Origin of the sequence: Dongia soli (genome assembly GCF_034044715.1) — a bacterium.
GTDB classification, from domain to species: domain Bacteria; phylum Pseudomonadota; class Alphaproteobacteria; order Dongiales; family Dongiaceae; genus Dongia_B; species Dongia_B soli.
In genome coordinates, this window is record NZ_JAXCLW010000002.1 from 645,829 (window position 1) to 661,782 (window position 15,954).

14 protein-coding genes are annotated in these 15,954 nt (G+C 58.9%); 13 read left to right on the forward strand and 1 reads right to left on the reverse strand.

Annotated elements, in window-relative coordinates:
• Positions 1–28: 28 nt before the first annotated feature.
• From ccsA to SMD27_RS09550, 13 genes are all read left to right on the forward strand, one after another.
• Positions 29–829 carry a cytochrome c biogenesis protein CcsA gene (gene ccsA / locus SMD27_RS09490; protein WP_320508127.1) on the forward strand — a complete coding sequence of 267 codons (801 nt, stop codon included), beginning with the start codon at positions 29–31 and terminating at the stop codon, positions 827–829.
• Positions 830–920: 91 nt separating this feature from the next.
• On the forward strand, positions 921–1,907 hold the full coding sequence (gene dusB, locus SMD27_RS09495) for a tRNA dihydrouridine synthase DusB (protein WP_320508128.1): 987 nt from the start codon (positions 921–923) through the stop codon (positions 1,905–1,907).
• Positions 1,908–1,972: 65 nt separating this feature from the next.
• Positions 1,973–3,088: a two-component system sensor histidine kinase NtrB gene (locus SMD27_RS09500; protein WP_320508129.1), complete on the forward strand. Its 1,116-nt coding sequence runs from the start codon at positions 1,973–1,975 to the stop codon at positions 3,086–3,088.
• Positions 3,085–4,551, forward strand: a complete 1,467-nt coding sequence (ntrC, locus tag SMD27_RS09505; RefSeq protein WP_320508130.1) for a nitrogen regulation protein NR(I) — start codon at positions 3,085–3,087, stop codon at positions 4,549–4,551. Before SMD27_RS09500 ends, ntrC begins: the two co-directional genes overlap by 4 nt.
• Positions 4,552–4,579: 28 nt before the next feature.
• Positions 4,580–6,862, forward strand: a complete 2,283-nt coding sequence (locus tag SMD27_RS09510; protein ID WP_320508131.1) for a sensor histidine kinase NtrY-like — start codon at positions 4,580–4,582, stop codon at positions 6,860–6,862.
• A 143-nt stretch (positions 6,863–7,005) separates the two neighbouring features.
• Complete coding sequence (gene ntrX, locus SMD27_RS09515) at positions 7,006–8,415, forward strand: nitrogen assimilation response regulator NtrX (protein WP_320508132.1); 1,410 nt, start codon at positions 7,006–7,008, stop codon at positions 8,413–8,415.
• A 1-nt stretch (position 8,416) separates the two neighbouring features.
• On the forward strand, positions 8,417–9,793 hold the full coding sequence (gene trkA / locus SMD27_RS09520; protein ID WP_320508133.1) for a Trk system potassium transporter TrkA: 1,377 nt from the start codon (positions 8,417–8,419) through the stop codon (positions 9,791–9,793).
• A 26-nt stretch (positions 9,794–9,819) separates the two neighbouring features.
• Entirely contained in the window at positions 9,820–10,689 is an 870-nt protein-coding gene (locus SMD27_RS09525; RefSeq protein WP_320508134.1) for a D-amino-acid transaminase, read from the forward strand.
• Complete coding sequence (locus tag SMD27_RS09530) at positions 10,686–11,348, forward strand: HAD family hydrolase (protein ID WP_320508135.1); 663 nt, start codon at positions 10,686–10,688, stop codon at positions 11,346–11,348. Before SMD27_RS09525 ends, SMD27_RS09530 begins: the two co-directional genes overlap by 4 nt.
• 140 nt (positions 11,349–11,488) lie before the next feature.
• A complete protein-coding gene (hfq, locus tag SMD27_RS09535) occupies positions 11,489–11,740 on the forward strand; it encodes an RNA chaperone Hfq (RefSeq protein ID WP_320508136.1) in 252 nt (83 codons plus the stop codon).
• 131 nt (positions 11,741–11,871) lie between these two features.
• Positions 11,872–13,212: a GTPase HflX gene (gene hflX / locus SMD27_RS09540; protein WP_320508658.1), complete on the forward strand. Its 1,341-nt coding sequence runs from the start codon at positions 11,872–11,874 to the stop codon at positions 13,210–13,212.
• Positions 13,209–14,063, forward strand: a complete 855-nt coding sequence (locus SMD27_RS09545; RefSeq protein WP_320508137.1) for an inositol monophosphatase family protein — start codon at positions 13,209–13,211, stop codon at positions 14,061–14,063. The genes hflX and SMD27_RS09545 overlap by 4 nt, the downstream gene beginning before the upstream one ends.
• A gap of 19 nt (positions 14,064–14,082) precedes the next feature.
• The gene (locus SMD27_RS09550; protein WP_320508138.1) at positions 14,083–14,949 is read left to right on the forward strand and encodes an NAD(P)-dependent oxidoreductase; all 867 of its coding nucleotides are present in this window, start codon (positions 14,083–14,085) and stop codon (positions 14,947–14,949) included.
• A gap of 161 nt (positions 14,950–15,110) precedes the next feature.
• Here SMD27_RS09550 and mazG read toward each other — a convergent pair whose 3' ends face one another.
• Entirely contained in the window at positions 15,111–15,932 is an 822-nt protein-coding gene (gene mazG, locus SMD27_RS09555) for a nucleoside triphosphate pyrophosphohydrolase (protein ID WP_320508139.1), read from the reverse strand.
• Positions 15,933–15,954: the final 22 nt, after the last annotated feature.

Here is a 15,954-nt window from a genome sequence, read left to right on the forward strand (position 1 = left end):
GCGGCGCAGTTTAAACATAATGCGCGCCATGTCGACCATCGGACTTCCTGAAATCATTGCCGTTATCGGCCTCATTCCGCTCAGCATCGCTGGTCTGCGGGGACAGCTCGGGCGGCCGCCGTTATTTTGGCTCCTGTTGTTGATCGCGGCAATTCCGCCGGTCAGCCTGGTTTGGCAGACCGTGCATAACGGTTGGCAGGCCGGCTTGGCGGCGACCTTGTGGGTCAGCATAGCGACCATTCTGGTGCTCTACGGCATCGTCGCGGCCTTCAACCGCATGGCGATCGGCCTTAGCGCCCTGTTGGCGCCGTATCTGCTCCTGCTGGCGGTCCTGGCGACCTTGGCGCATTGGTTTGCGCGGTCGGAGGCGGTCAATCTCGCCTCGGTTCCCTGGTTTGCCGTGCATATCCTTTTGGCCGTGGGAAGCTATGCGCTGCTTACCATCACGGCTGTCGCCGCCCTAGCCATCGTCCTGCAGGAGCGGGCTATGAAGCGGCGGCGGCAAGGCTGGACCTCGGCGACCCTGCCACCGGTTGCGGAGACTGAGCGGTTGCAGCAGTACCTGCTTTGGGTCGCGGCCCTATGGATGGGGGCGGCCTTGGCGACAGGAGCGGCCAATGAGTTCCTGGAGACCGGCCGGTTTCTGCTGATGACGCATAAGATCCTGCTCTCCTGCCTGGCCTTCGCCGTGATTGTGGTTTTCCTGATCTTGCATCAGGCGACCGGCTTACGCGGGCGGCTTGCGGCGCGTTGGCTGTTGGCCGGCTATCTCTTGCTGACGTTGGCCTATCCGGGTGTGAAGTTCGTGCGGGATATACTCCTAGGGTAGCGACGCCCCGGCATCCGAAATCTATTGCATTTTTGCCTCGGGCGCGTAGAAATCGCCCAGAAAATAGGCAGCTTACATTGGTGCTGAAAAAATGAGCATCCAGATCGGTCCGGTCGAAATTGCGGACCCCGTCATTCTCGCGCCAATGTCCGGCGTGACCGACATGCCCTTCCGCCGCCTGGTGAAGCGTTGCGGGGCAGGGCTCGTCGTGTCCGAGATGATCGCCAGCGAGGCGATGATCCGGCAGACCCGGCAGTCGATGAAAATGTCGACCAATTGTGCCGAGGAATTTCCCATGTCGGTGCAGCTTGCCGGCTGCGAACCGCAGGTGATGGCGGAGGCGGCGAAGCTCAACCAGGACCGCGGCGCGGCGATCATCGATATCAATTTCGGCTGCCCGGTGAAGAAGGTAGTCAACGGCCATGCCGGCTCGGCATTGATGCGCGATGAGCCGACAGCGGCTAAAATCCTGGAAGCGACGGTTAAGGCGGTCGATCTGCCTGTAACGTTGAAGATGCGCATGGGCTGGGATCACAGCAGCCTCAATGCGCCGACCTTGGCTCGTATCGCCGAATCCGTCGGTATTCGGATGATCACCATTCACGGCCGCACACGCTGCCAGCTCTATAACGGCTCCGCTGACTGGGCGTTCGTTCGCCGGGTCAAAGAGGCCGTCTCGATCCCGGTCATCGTCAATGGTGATATCACCACCCTCGAAGATGCGAAGACCGCTCTCGATCTGTCCGGCGCCGATGGCGTGATGATCGGTCGCGGCGCCTATGGCAAGCCCTGGTTCCTGTCGCAGGTCATGGCCTATCTCAAGACCGGCCAGCGTCTGCCGGATCCGCCGCTGCAGCAGCAACTGGATATCCTCCTGGAGCATTATGAGACGATGCTGGAGCATTATGGGGTCAGCGGCGGGCTGAAGATCGCGCGCAAGCATGTTGCCTGGTATTCGAAGGGCCTGTTCGGCTCGGCTGAATTCCGTACCCGGATCAATCAGATCGACGACCCCAAGCAGGTTACAGCCGCCATCAAGGACTTTTACCTGCCGCAGATCGATCGACTGGCGGCGTGACCGTGTCGCGCGGCGGCCAGGCAATACGTGTCGCCCCGTTAACCGGTCAATCTGAGTCGGTAAATATGGAAGCGACGGCAACGACTGACATTTCCGATCGCGGCACAATTCTCGAAACCTTGCCGATTGCCGTCATCACGCTCGATGCGAATGATGTTGTTGTCGACGCCAATGCGGCCGCTGAAAGTCTGCTGGGGCAAAGCCGCGCTTTGCTGCGCGTCACGCCGCTGCGCGAAATCATTGCCGCCGATAATCCGTTGTTCGGCCTGATTGCCACAGCCCGCCATCAGCAGATCTCCGTTGTGGAATACGATCTCGCATTAGGCGGACCGCGCTTCGATGCTGCCCATATGGCGGTTGAGATCGCCCCTATGGCGGAACGGCCGGATCATGTCGTCGTGGCGCTGCTCAATCGCGGCATCGAACATCGGATCTCTCAGCAACAGATGGGCCGCGATGCGGCGCGCTCGGTTCGTGCCATGGCTGGGATGCTGGCGCATGAAGTCAAAAATCCGCTTTCCGGGATTCGCGGTGCTGCGCAGCTTTTGGAAGCCAAGTTGAACGGCGCCGATCTGCAACTCGCGGAATTGATTCGCGAGGAGACCGACCGCATCGTTGCTCTGATCAATCGCATGGAAATGTTCACCGACGACCGGGCCCCGCGTCTGGAGGCGGTCAATATTCACGAGGTCCTCGACCGTGTGCGGCGATTGGCGCAGCATGGGGTGGCGGCGAAGATCGATTTCCAGATGCATTTCGATCCGTCCTTGCCGCCGGTCAACGGCAATCGCGACATGCTGATCCAGGCCTTCTTTAATCTGGTGCGCAATGCGGCGGAAGCCTGTCCAGCGGAAGGTGGCATGATCACCCTGACGACCAGCTATCAGACCGGTTTGCGGCTGGGGAACCGGGCCGGATCCTGGCGCTATAACCGATGCGTCACCGTGACCGTTGAAGATAATGGCAGCGGAATTCCGACACATCTGCAAGCCCGCCTGTTCGATCCCTTCGTCAGTGAAAAGCCCGGCGGCAAGGGGCTCGGCCTCGCGCTTGTTGCAAAGATCGTGCAGGATCATGCCGGCATCATTGAATTCACCAGCGAACTCGGCAAAACCCAATTTTCCATCATGCTGCCGCTGCATGAAGAGCAGCGGCCGAGAAAAGCCGGGAGCGCACCATGACGTCGACCATCCTGGTGGCAGATGATGATCGCGCCATTCGCCTGGTTTTGAGCCAGGCACTTTCCCAATTGGGGCATGATGTGCGCGCTGCCAGCGATGCGGCGACATTATGGAATTGGATCGAACGTGGCGAGGGCGATGTCGTGATCACCGATGTCGTCATGCCGGATGAGAACGGCCTGGACCTTATTCCGCGGATCAAGACCCAGCGGCCGGATTTGCCGATCATTGTCATGAGCGCGCAGAACACCTTGCTGACGGCGATCCGCGCAACCGAAAGGGGGGCTTTCGAATACCTGCCCAAGCCCTTTGATTTGCGGGCGCTGATCGGTGCAGTCGAACGGGCATTAAGCCAGGCGGGGCAGCCGGCGCCGGAAACCGGGACCGCCGAGGGAGAGGTTTTGCCGCTGATCGGTCGTTCCCCGGCGATGCAGGAGATCTACCGGGTCCTGGCGCGGCTGGTGAACACAGATATGACCACGCTGATTCATGGTGAATCCGGTACCGGCAAGGAATTGGTCGCACGAGTTCTACATGATTTCGGCCGTCGTAAGGAGATGCCCTTTATCGCCATCAATATGGCTGCCATTCCCCGTGACCTCATCGAAAGCGAATTGTTCGGCCATGAAAAGGGCGCCTTTACCGGTGCGGTGAGCCGCGGCAGCGGACGGTTCGAGCAGGCCAGCGGCGGCACGTTGTTTCTGGACGAGATCGGCGACATGCCGCTTGAGGCACAAACCCGCCTGTTGCGGGTTTTGCAGACCGGCGAATTCACGCCGGTCGGTGGCCGCCAGACGATCAAGGCCGATGTCCGGATCATTGCTGCGACCCATCGCGACCTGCGGCAGATGATCAAGCAGGGGAGTTTCCGCGAAGATCTGTTCTATCGCCTGAACGTGGTGCCGCTGAAATTGCCGCCATTGCGGGAACGGCTAGAGGATATCGCGGATTTGGCGCGTCATTTCCTGCACCAGACAGAGCAGGAGGGGATGCCGGCCAAGCATCTGGATACCAATGCGATTGCCGAGCTGAAACGGCACGATTGGCCTGGCAATGTGCGAGAACTGGAAAATTTGATGCGGCGAATTGCCGTGCTTTATAGCGAGACCCTGATCGACGCCCGCATCATCACGTCGGCACTGGCGGATCAGGATCTGGGTGTCACGGCGGTCTCTCTGCCGGAACCGAACCGGCCAGCGGAATTGCTTGCGCCCGGCGAAGAGACATTGGGGCAGTCCGTTGAGCGGCATTTGCGCGCTTATTTCCTGGCGCATGAAGGTCGCTTGCCGGCGGCTGGGCTCTATGACAGGGTATTGCAGGAAGTCGAGCGCCCCTTGATCTCCCTGTCCTTGGATGCGACGCGGGGCAATCAAATCAAAGCAGCTGATTTGCTTGGTCTGAACCGCAATACCTTGCGCAAGAAACTGCGTGAGCTTGATATCCAGCCATCCCGCGGTAAATGACGGTGATACAAATGATGGCGGCAGGCAGATGACGACGATCATGGCGGGGCCCAAGAAACACCAGCGACCTAAATTGCTGCACCGCTTGGTTGACTGGGCCGACCGGATCAATCTGGAACGCAACATCGCCTATCTTTTGATGGTGATAGGTCTTGCCTGCGGTTTCGCGACCTATCTTATCATGGCGGATTACTGGCGCACCCAAAGTCCCGCCAAAGCCATTTCCTATTTGTTAATGGCCGATTTGGTGGTCGTGTTGTCTCTCGGCACGATCATTGCGCGGCGGGTGGTCCAGCTCTGGCTATCGCATCGGCGCGGCTTGGTCGGAGCGAAACTGCATTCGCGTCTGGTGCTGCTATTCGGTCTGGTGGCGCTGACGCCAACCATTATCGTTTCGGTCTTTTCCACGACATTTCTGAATTACGGCCTCAATGTCTGGTTCGGCGATCGGGTGCGCAGTGCCGTCGAAAGCTCGCAGAACGTTGCCCAGTCCTATCTGCTTGAACAACAGCAGCGAATTGCCAATGACGCTTTGTCGATGGCCAATGAAATCCGGTTGCAGGATTTTCTGAACATCATTGATCCCGGCCGTGGCCAGGCATTTCTCGACCGCCAGATCGATCTTCGCGATATTTCCGAAGCCGTGATTGTCAGCAGCTCCCGCCGTATCGTGGCCCGCAGCAGCCTCAGCCTGATGATGGAATTCGATCTTGGTATACCGGACGGCGCCTTTATGCGGGCCCGGGACGGCAAGCCTATTATTCTGCCCGCTGATGAGGGGGACAGGATTCGCGCCTTGGTACAGATCGATCCGACCTCGGATCTTTTCCTCTATGTCGGCCGGCTGATCGATGATCGCGTCCTATCCAGTGTGCGCCGGAACGAAGATGCCGTGCAGCTCTATAACCAGTTGGAGCGTGCTAGGTCGCAATGGCAAATCACCGTGCCGTTGATTTTCGGCATCATGGCTTTGTTGCTGCTGACCGGCGCGGTTTGGGTGGCCATCCTCTCCGCCAGCCAGCTCGTCCGGCCGATTACCCGCCTGGTCGTTGCAGCGCAAAAGATCGGTGATGGCGATCTAGGTGCCCGCGTCAAGGTGGGCAAGCGAGACGATGAGTTGAACTCGCTCAGCCGCACGTTCAACGTCATGGCGATCCAGTTACAGACCCAGCAGCAGGCGCTTATCGCTGCCAATCGCCAGGCAGAGGACCGCCGGCAATTTACCGAACTGGTCTTGTCAGGCGTTTCAGCCGGCGTGATCGGACTCAATGAGCAGGGCGAAATTGACTTGCCGAACCGTTCGGCTTCGGAATTGCTCGGCATCAATCTGCTGGACCACCGCGGCCGCGACCTCGGTGATGTCGTTCCGGAAATGGCGGAGATCATCAATCAGGCGCGGTTACGGCAAAGCGGTTCGGCTGAAGGCCAAATCAATCTGACAGTCGATACGATGACGCGGACCTTCCATGTCCGCGTCATTTCGGAAGAGGGCGGAGACGGACATACCCGACTTGTTGTTACCTTCGACGATGTATCGGAATTGTTATCGGCCCAGCGCAAGGCTGCTTGGGCGGATATTGCACGCCGTATCGCACACGAGATCAAAAATCCGTTAACACCCATTCAGCTGTCGGCTGAACGCCTGAAGCGCAAATATTTGAAGCAAATCACGCAAGACCCGGAAACCTTTACGGTTTGCACCGACACCATCGTCCGGCAAGTTGGCGATATCGGCCGAATGGTCGATGAATTCTCTGCATTTGCGCGTATGCCGGCCCCTGTTCTTCGGGCTGAAAATATCAACGATCTATCACGCCAGGCATTGTTTCTACAGCAGAATGCCAATCCGGCCATTAGCTATACGAGTGACTTGCCGAGCCTTTCGGTGGTTCTGAATTGTGACAGTGCCCAGTTTAATCGTGCGTTGACCAATCTATTGCAGAATGCGGCAGATGCCATTGAAGGTCGCCTGGAAGAACAGCGCCAGGCTATTGCCGATGGCCAGTTGGATGTCGCGGAACCGGGCCATATCCATCTCTGGATACGGGACACTGGGAGTGGTATTGCTGTCGGTGTCGACGATAATGGGCGTGGCCTGCCGAAGCAGGGGCGGGAGCGTCTGACTGAGCCTTATGTGACCACGCGTGCCAAAGGAACCGGTTTGGGTTTAGCGATCGTAAAGAAAATTATGGAGGATCACGGCGGTAAGCTGATCCTTGCTGATCGGGATGGCAATGGGGCCTCGGTACAATTGTTATTCCCGAGTGATGCCATCGCGAGCGACCGGTCGGTGCGTGCGGTACAGGCGTAAGAGTAAGAAAAATGTCAGCTATTGTGGCGGGTCTCATCTGTCATCGCAGGAACCTCACCTATCGGATGGTAGCGGTCATGCTATGCAATCCGAGCATTCAGCTTGTGTTTGGCAGAAGAGACCGGACAGGGTAAATCAGGATCATGGCGCGCGACATACTGATTGTCGATGATGAGGCCGATATTCGCCTGCTGATCGCCGGGATCCTCGGTGACGAAGGCTATCAGACCAGGGAGGCGGCGGAGAGCGATACAGCGCTCGACCTGCTGCGCCAGCGGCAACCGAGCCTCATCATCCTGGATATTTGGCTGCAAAACAGCACCCTGGACGGCATGGCGTTATTGAACGTCGTCAAGGCCGATTGGCCCGACGTACCCGTCATCATGATCAGCGGTCACGGCAATATCGAAACCGCCGTTAACGCGATCAAGCATGGCGCCTATGATTTCATCGAGAAACCGTTCAAGGCGGACCGGCTTCTGGTCATCATCGAACGTGCCTTGGAAGCCGCGCGGCTGCGTCGAGAAAATCAGGAATTGCGCGTCCGCGCCGGCGGCGATCTCGAACTGATCGGCAATTCGGCCGCGATGCAGCAATTGCGTCAGGCGATCGAACGTGTCGCGCCAACCGGCAGCCGGGTGCTGTTTTCCGGTCCTCCAGGCAGCGGCAAGGAGGTCGCGGCGAGATTATTACATCGGCGATCGAAGCGGGCAAATTCGCCCTTCGTTGTCGTCAATTGCGCGACGATGCATCCTGATCGTCTGGAAATCGAATTGTTCGGCGTGGAAAAAGGCAGCGACGGCGCCGACGGCGCCGGCAAGGTCGGTTTCCTGGAACAGGCCCATGGCGGCACATTGCTCCTGGATGAGGTGGCCGATATGCCGCTGGAGACCCAGGGGAAGATCGTCCGGGCATTGCAGGACCAGACCTTCGAACGGGTAGGGGGCAAGACGAAAGTCGAAGTTGATGTCCGCGTCATCGCCTCGACCAGCAAGGATCTCCAAGCGGAAATGGCCGCCGGACGCTTCCGCCAGGATCTCTTCTACCGTCTGAATGTGGTGCCAATGCGGTTGCCGCCGCTGAAGGAGCGCCGTGACGATATCGGCAGCCTGCTGGAACACTTCATGGCGCAGGCTGCTGAGGTTTCCGGCTTGCCGCCGCGCACTTTGGGCGACGATGCCCGGGCGATCCTGCAAGCTTACGATTGGCCGGGGAATGTGCGGCAGCTGCGCAATGTGATCGACTGGCTGCTGATCATGGCGCCGGGTGAATCCAATGAACAGATTCGCAGCGATATGCTGCCGCCGGATATCGGCGCGATGTCGCTTTCGCCGATGGCGTTGAACGACAGCAGCGAGGTCATGTCGTTGCCGCTACGCGAAGCGCGCGAGATTTTCGAACGACGCTATCTGGAATCTCAGGTGACGCGATTCGGCGGCAATATTTCGCGGACGGCCAGCTTCGTCGGCATGGAGCGTTCCGCCTTGCACCGCAAATTACGCTCTCTTGGCATAACGACATCCGAACGCGGGGATAAGCCCGAGGGCCAATAGGATGAAAGTAGTGATCTGCGGTGCTGGCCAGGTCGGCTCGAGCATCGCGAAATACCTCGCGCACGAGCGCAATGACGTCACCATCGTCGATTCCGATCAGGCGCTGATCCGCGAAATCACCGATCAATTGGAAGTCCAGGGCATTGTCGGCCATGCCTCGCATCCCACCGTCCTGGAGCAGGCCGGCTTGCGTGATGCCGATCTGCTGATTGCCGTCACGGCGTCGGATGAGGTCAACATGATGGCTTGTCTGATCGCCCATAGTATTTTCGACGTCCCCACCAAGATTGCCCGGGTGCGGGAGCAAAGTTACCTGGAAACGAAGTGGTCCTCGATCTTCAATCCCGATCATCTGGGAATCGATGCAGTCATTTCCCCTGAGATTGAGGTTGCCGAGGCCATTCATCGTCGTCTGGAAGTTCCGGGCGCTTTCGATGCCGTGCCTCTGGCTGACAATCTGGTCACCTTGGTCGGTGTCCGCTGCACGGCAACCTGCCCGATCATCAATACGCCGCTGCGTCATCTGACGACCTTGTTTCCTGATCTGCATGTCTCGGTGATCGGCATTGTGCGCAACGATGTTAAAATTATCCCGAGCGACAACGAGATGATGTTGCCGGGAGATGACGTCTATTTCATTGCCGACACAACCCATCTGAAACGGGCATTGGCTGCCTTCGGCCATGAAGAAGCGGAGGCGCGGCGCCTAATCATTGTCGGCGGCGGCAATATTGGCCTCTGTCTGGCGGAGCTGCTAGCGAAGCGCAATCATGGCACGGAAGTCAAGATCATCGAATTGGATAACGATCGGGCTGCCGTAGTGGCCGGTCGTTTGCCGAACCGGGTGGTAATCCAAGGGGACGCGCTCGATCCGCGTATTTTGCAGGAAGCCAATATCGAAGGCAGCGAGACGATCATCGCGGTCAGTAATGATGATGAGGTTAATATCCTCGCCTCACTTCTTGCTAAGCGCGCCGGCTGCCAGCGTTCCGTCACACTGATCAATACCTCGAATTATGCGCCTCTCGTTGGATCACTCGGGATCGATGCGGTCGTCAGTCCACGCGCGACGACGGTGTCGATTATTCTCCAGCATGTGCGGCGCGGCCGAATTCGCGGCGTGCATTCGCTGGGAGATGATTTCGGTGAGCTGATCGAGATTGAGGTGCTCGAAGCATCGCGCCTGGCCGGCACATCGATCCGGGCGGCGAAGTTGCCCAAGGGCGTGATCATCGGCGCCCTTGTTCGCGGCAAGAGCGTCATCATCGCGTCTGGTGATACGGTCATAGAGCCGGATGACCGTGTTATTCTCTTCGCCGCGCCGGAGGCAGTGCGCCATGTTGAGCGCATGTTCGCGGTACGTTTGGAATTCTTCTGATAACTGATTGTGTCGGTTGGTGCTGTATGTCTCGTTTCTGCTATGTTAATGGTCGCTATCTGCCGCATGCCAATGGCATGGTTCATATCGAGGATCGCGGCTATCAACTCGCCGACGGTATTTATGAAGTTGTGCCGATCTATCACGGCAAGCTCGTCGATATGGAGCAACATCTGGATCGGCTAGCCTATTCCTTGGGTGAGCTGCGCATTGCGCCGCCGATGGAGAGAAATGCGCTGCGGCTGGTGATGCGTGAGCTGATTGCCCGCAACGGCGTCACCAATGGTCTCATCTATCTCCAGGTGACGCGTGGCGTCGCACCACGCGAGCACAAATTTCCGAAGAAGACGAAAAGTTCGCTGGTCATGACGACCAAGAAGACCAAGCCGGTGGCGCCGGAGCTGCTGGAGAAAGGCGCCGCCATCATCACCCAGCGGGATCTTCGTTGGCTGCGGCGGGACATCAAATCGATCGGTCTCTTGCCGAATGTGCTGGCGAAGCAGGCCGCGTCGGAACAGGGTGCTTTCGAAGCCTGGCTGGTGGATGATGCCGGCTATATCACCGAGGGAAGTTCGACCAATGCCTGGATCGTCAAAGCCGGCCCCGACGGCAAGGCACGCGAACTGATCACGCGCCCCCTGGGACATGACATCCTGGGCGGCATCACGCGGCGCGGTGTCGTCGATTTGGCGAAAGAGCAGGGACTAAATCTGGTCCAGCGGCCGTTTTCACTGGAGGAGGCGCTGTCGGCCGCCGAGGCCTTTCAGACCAGCAGCAGCGCTTTCGTTTTGCCGGTGACGTCAATCGACGGCAAAGCCATCGGCGATGGCAAGCCCGGTCCGATGACCATGCGGTTGCGCGAGATCTACTGCCGTTACGCGGAGCAGGGCGAATGACCGTGGCGCTTCTGTCGAAACCGCGCGCGGTTCTGTTCGATTGGGATAATACGCTGGTGGATAGCTGGGCGGTAATCCATGCGGCGATGAATCATACGCTCGAAGCGCTAGGCCATCCGCTTTGGACCCAGGCGGAGACGGAGGCGCGCGCCCGCAACTCGCTTCGAGATAGTTTTCCTAAACTTTTCGGTGATGACTGGCCGAAAGCGGAAAAGCTTTTCTACGATCATTTCAGTGCCGTTCACCTGAGCCACCTGCATCCGCTGCCGGGAGCCGAAGCCTTGCTGAAAGCTTTCCATGAAGCAGGCATTTATCTGGCTGTGGTCAGCAATAAGCGGGGTGCCTTCTTGCGCACCGAGGCTCAGCATCTCGGCTGGGACCGATACTTCTCTGTCCTGGCGGGCGCAGGTGATGCGGCGCGCGACAAGCCGGCTAAGGAACATGTCGATCTCGCACTGCAGGGTTCCGGCATCGAAGCCGGGCCGGAGGTCTGGTTCGTTGGTGATACCGACATCGATCTGGAGTGTGCAGGCCTCGCCGGCTGCGTGCCGATCCTGTCGCGCGCAACCCCACCCGCTGTGGGGGAATTTGGCGATCATCCTCCCGTTCTACATGTAGCCGGTTGTCAGGCGTTAACGGAATACCTGAGTCAACTTTAACACTTGCCCTTTGGGTTTCTTCCCCGGGTAACTTATGTTACTCGTAGTTTCGGTGGGTTCATCGACCCGACCGCAACTAATGATGTCGCCTTCTCCGGGTGCATCGGGCCGAACCGGCCCCAAAAATAAGGAATAGAAAAATGGCAAACGAAAAATCTCAAAGCGTCCAGGACGTGTTTCTGAACAGCATCCGCAAAAGCAAGATGCCGGTCACGATCTTCCTGGTGAACGGTGTCAAACTGCAAGGTATCGTAACTTGGTTTGATAATTTTTCCGTTCTGTTGCGGCGCGATGCGCATTCCCAACTGGTTTACAAGCATGCGATCTCGACGATCATGCCGGCTGGTCCGTTGCAGCTGTTCGACGGCGCCAAGGAAAGTGACGAAGGTTGAGATTATGAAACTGTCCGGCGCGGCCATAGCCGCGCCGGACAGAGAATAGGAAATAGGTGAGTAAGAACGATCGCCCGGCGACTGCGACCGGTCAGCTGGATATTGATGGCGTACGCCATGGCGATCGGGCATTGGTCATTCATCCGGATTTGCGGCAGGCAGCACGGCCTGCAAGCGGGCCGGGCCGATCCCCTGAAGCGCGACTGGCGGAAGCTTGCGGCCTGTCGCTCGCCATCGATCTCAATATCGTCGCCGCGGAAGTCATCCGTCTGAATGCGGTCAAACCGGCAACCTTGATCGGTGGCGGTGCGGTGGAGCGTCTGCGCGACCTGATTGAGGCGGAAGAAATCTCCGTCGTCATCGTCGATGGCGCGGTCACGCCGATTCAGCAGCGCAATCTGGAAAAGGCTTGGAATGCAAAGGTCATCGACCGCACCGGCCTGATCCTGGAAATCTTCGGCGAGCGGGCGCGCACGCGGGAGGGCCAGTTGCAGGTGGAATTGGCAGCTTTGTCCTATCAGCGCAGCCGCCTCGTGCGGTCATGGACCCACTTGGAACGGCAGCGCGGCGGCTTCGGCTTCCTCGGCGGTCCCGGTGAATCCCAGTTGGAAATCGACCGTCGCTTGATCGATGAGCGCATGGTGCGGATCAAGCGCGATCTCGATGATGTCAGGCGGACGCGCGGCTTGCATCGCCGGGCACGTCAGCGCGTCCCTTATCCCGTCGTCGCGCTGGTCGGCTATACCAATGCCGGCAAATCGACGTTGTTCAATCGCCTGACCCGCTCGGATGTCTTCGCCAAGGATCTGCTCTTCGCCACGCTAGACCCGACCATGCGGCGGGTGAAGCTGCCGTCAGGCCGCGACATCATCCTGTCGGATACGGTCGGCTTCATCTCTGATCTGCCGACCGAGCTGGTCGCTGCATTCCGCGCCACGCTGGAAGAGGTGCTGGAGGCGGATCTTTTGCTGCATGTTCGGGACGTGTCGCATCCAGAGAGCGAAGCGCAGAAAGCGGATGTCGAGCAGGTGCTGAGCGGCCTCGGTATCGAGATGGCCACCGGCGATGACGGCGTCTTGCCATCAACCGGCAAAGGCATTCTGGAAGTCTTGAACAAGATTGATTTGATGGAACCCGAACAGCGGCAAAGCCTGTTAGACCAGGCGAGGCGTGATCCCCCGCTCGTGCCGATTTCAGCGGTTACCGGGGAGGGTTGCGACGCCTTGCTAGCCGAGATCGAGCGTCAGCTGGCGGCAAACCGCCTGGTGGTGACCTATCACCTCGGTCACGATCAAGGCGGCGCCGTAGCATGGCTCTATAAGCATGGCGAGGTGCTGGAGCGGGCAGATAATGATGAAAGCGCTGAATTAATGGTGCGGTTATCACCGACGGACATTGAACGGTTCGAACGGATGCATGGCCGCGAATTAAAAAACGGTATGACGGAGAGTGGCGGGAAACATCTGCCGTGAAAGTGTACGATATCGAGATTCCCGATCCGCATAAAATCGCCGAGTTGATGGCAGAAATCGCACAGGCACAGATCCTGCCGCGCTTCCGTTGTCTGGAAGAGGGGGAGTGGCGGGAAAAAGGCCCTGGCGATATTGTCACCGTGGCGGATGAAGAGGCCGAAGCGGCCCTGACGCCGCGGCTGCAGTCGCTGCTGCCGGGTTCCGTTGTGCTGGGCGAAGAAGCGGCGGCGGCCGACCCTTCGCTGATGGGGCTCCTCCGGAAGCACCAGCCGGTCTGGATCATTGATCCAGTCGACGGAACGGCCAATTTCGCCGCCGGCAAGCCCGATTTCTGCTCGATGCTGGCTTTAGTGAGCGGTGACCGGCTTCTGGCCGGCTGGATACACGAGCCGATCAATGGGCGGACCACCATGGCGGTTGCGCGGCAGGGTATTGAAATCCTCGGCTCACCGCAGGACAGGACCTTGTCTGATCGAACCGATGGCAAGTTGCGCGGTGTCGTTGCCGTCGGCCATCGCGGTAAAGAGGATCTGGCCCGCCGGGCAAATGCCGTGCGTGCAAAGATCGATCAGGTCCGGTCGTTGCGTTGCGCCGGCCTCGATTACCTGCGCCTGCTGGCCGGCGATCTCGATTTCCTGTTGTTCTCCGGCGTGATGCCCTGGGATCACGCCGCCGGGGCGCTGATCGTACATGAATCCGGCGGGCTGGCGGGTTATCTTGGTAATGGCGGCGATTACATTGCGAGTAATGCCCTCACGGCTGAGGGTGTATTGGCGGCGGCCGAGCCGGCAGTCTGGCATCAGGTTGCGGCAACCTTGGCGGGCGGCAGTGCTGCAATGGCAACGGGATAACGATAAACAGGGGTTGACGATGAAGGTGGCGTTTCTTGGACTGGGCGTCATGGGCTATCCGATGGCGGGGCATTTGGCCAAAGTAGGCCATCAGGTGACGGTCTATAATCGCACCAGCAGCAAAGCCGAGAAATGGAGCAAGGAGCACGGCGGAAAGGCCGTGCCCACCCCCAAAGCTGCCGCGGGGGATGCGGAGATTGTCTTCGCTTGTGTCGGGAATGACGACGATCTGCGAAGCGTCACCATCGGCGCCGATGGTGCCTTCGCCGGCATGGCAAAAGACAGTCTTTTCATCGATCACACCACGGCATCAGCCGATGTCGCGCGCGAATTGGGCGGCATCGCCGCCGACCGAGGACTGAATTTCCTTGATGCGCCCGTGTCGGGCGGGCAAGCGGGAGCCGAGAACGGCAAGCTCACCGTCATGGTCGGCGGCGAGCAGCCGGCTTTTGATCGGGCCAAGCCGGTGATCGATAGCTATGCGAAATCCTGCGTCCTGATGGGGCCCGTCGGCAGCGGACAGCTCACCAAGATGGTGAATCAGATCTGCATTGCCGGTCTGGTTCAGGGCCTGTCCGAGGCGGTCAATTTCGGCCAGAAGGCAGGGCTGGATATCGCCAAGGTGGTTGAGGTGATCTCCAAAGGGGCGGCACAGTCATGGCAGATGGAGAATCGCGCCTTGACCATGGCCGACGGCAAATTCGAATTCGGCTTTGCCGTCGACTGGATGCGCAAAGATCTGGGCATCTGCCTGAACGAGGCGACACGGAACGGCGCCCGACTGCCTGTTACCGCGCTGGTGGATCAGTTTTATGCACAGATCCAGGCCCGCGGCGGTCGCCACTGGGATACCTCCAGTCTCATCCATCTGCTCCAGAAACCCTGATCAATAGACGGCACGGGAAAACACGCAGCCCGCGCTTTGCGGGCTTCTATGGTTTAACAAATCGATGTAATCGGCTGTCTTTAAAATATAAAAACGGGTCTGGGCCTAACCTTATAGGTCTGCGCGATAGGTCACAACCCTGGTGGTTGAGTTTTTCTAACTCAGCGCCGTTCTTCTACCTTGGCTTGTTGCCAGGCCGCTTCCATACGATCGAGATCGGCCTTATCCGGAGAGCTGCCTTCTGCTGCCAGGATCGTTTCGACGCGGCGGAAGCGGCGCTCGAACTTGCCATTTGCTTGACGCAGCGCGGCTTCAGGGTCGACCTTCAAGTGTCGGGCGAGATTGGCGCAAACGAACAGCAGATCCCCGATCTCGTCGACCAAACGCTCGGCTGCGCCGCCCGTTTTTATTTCCGTTTCGACCTCCGCCAACTCTTCTCGCACCTTGTCCAAAACCTGCGCCGTTTCCGGCCAGTCGAAGCCGACGCGGGCGGCGCGCTTTTGCAGCTTATCGGCCCGCATTAAGGCGGGCAGGCCCAGCGCAACTCCATCCAGCGTGCTGGGCTCGCGACCGCTGGCTTTAGCCAAGCGTGCCCGCTCCTCAGCTTTCCGGTGCTCCCAAGCCACCGTCTGGGCGTGCGAAGTCTCGATTTTTTCATCAGAAAATACATGAGGATGACGCTCTATCATCTTATTATTGATAGATTTAATAACGTCAACCATCGCGAAGTCGCCTGCTTCCCCGGCCATCTGGGCATAAAAAACCACCTGGAATAACAGATCGCCCAATTCCCCCTTGAGTGCCGGCATATCGTTTTGCGAGATCGCATCCGCCACTTCATAAGCTTCCTCGATCGTATGGGGGGCAATGGTGGCGAAGCTCTGTTCGAGATCCCAGGGACAGCCATTCTGGGGATCCCGCAAGCGGGCCATGATGTCGAGCAACCGGTCCAGGGCGGCAGCGGCAGGGCTGGGTGTGGTCATATCTGGTGAGCCTTCGAATGCG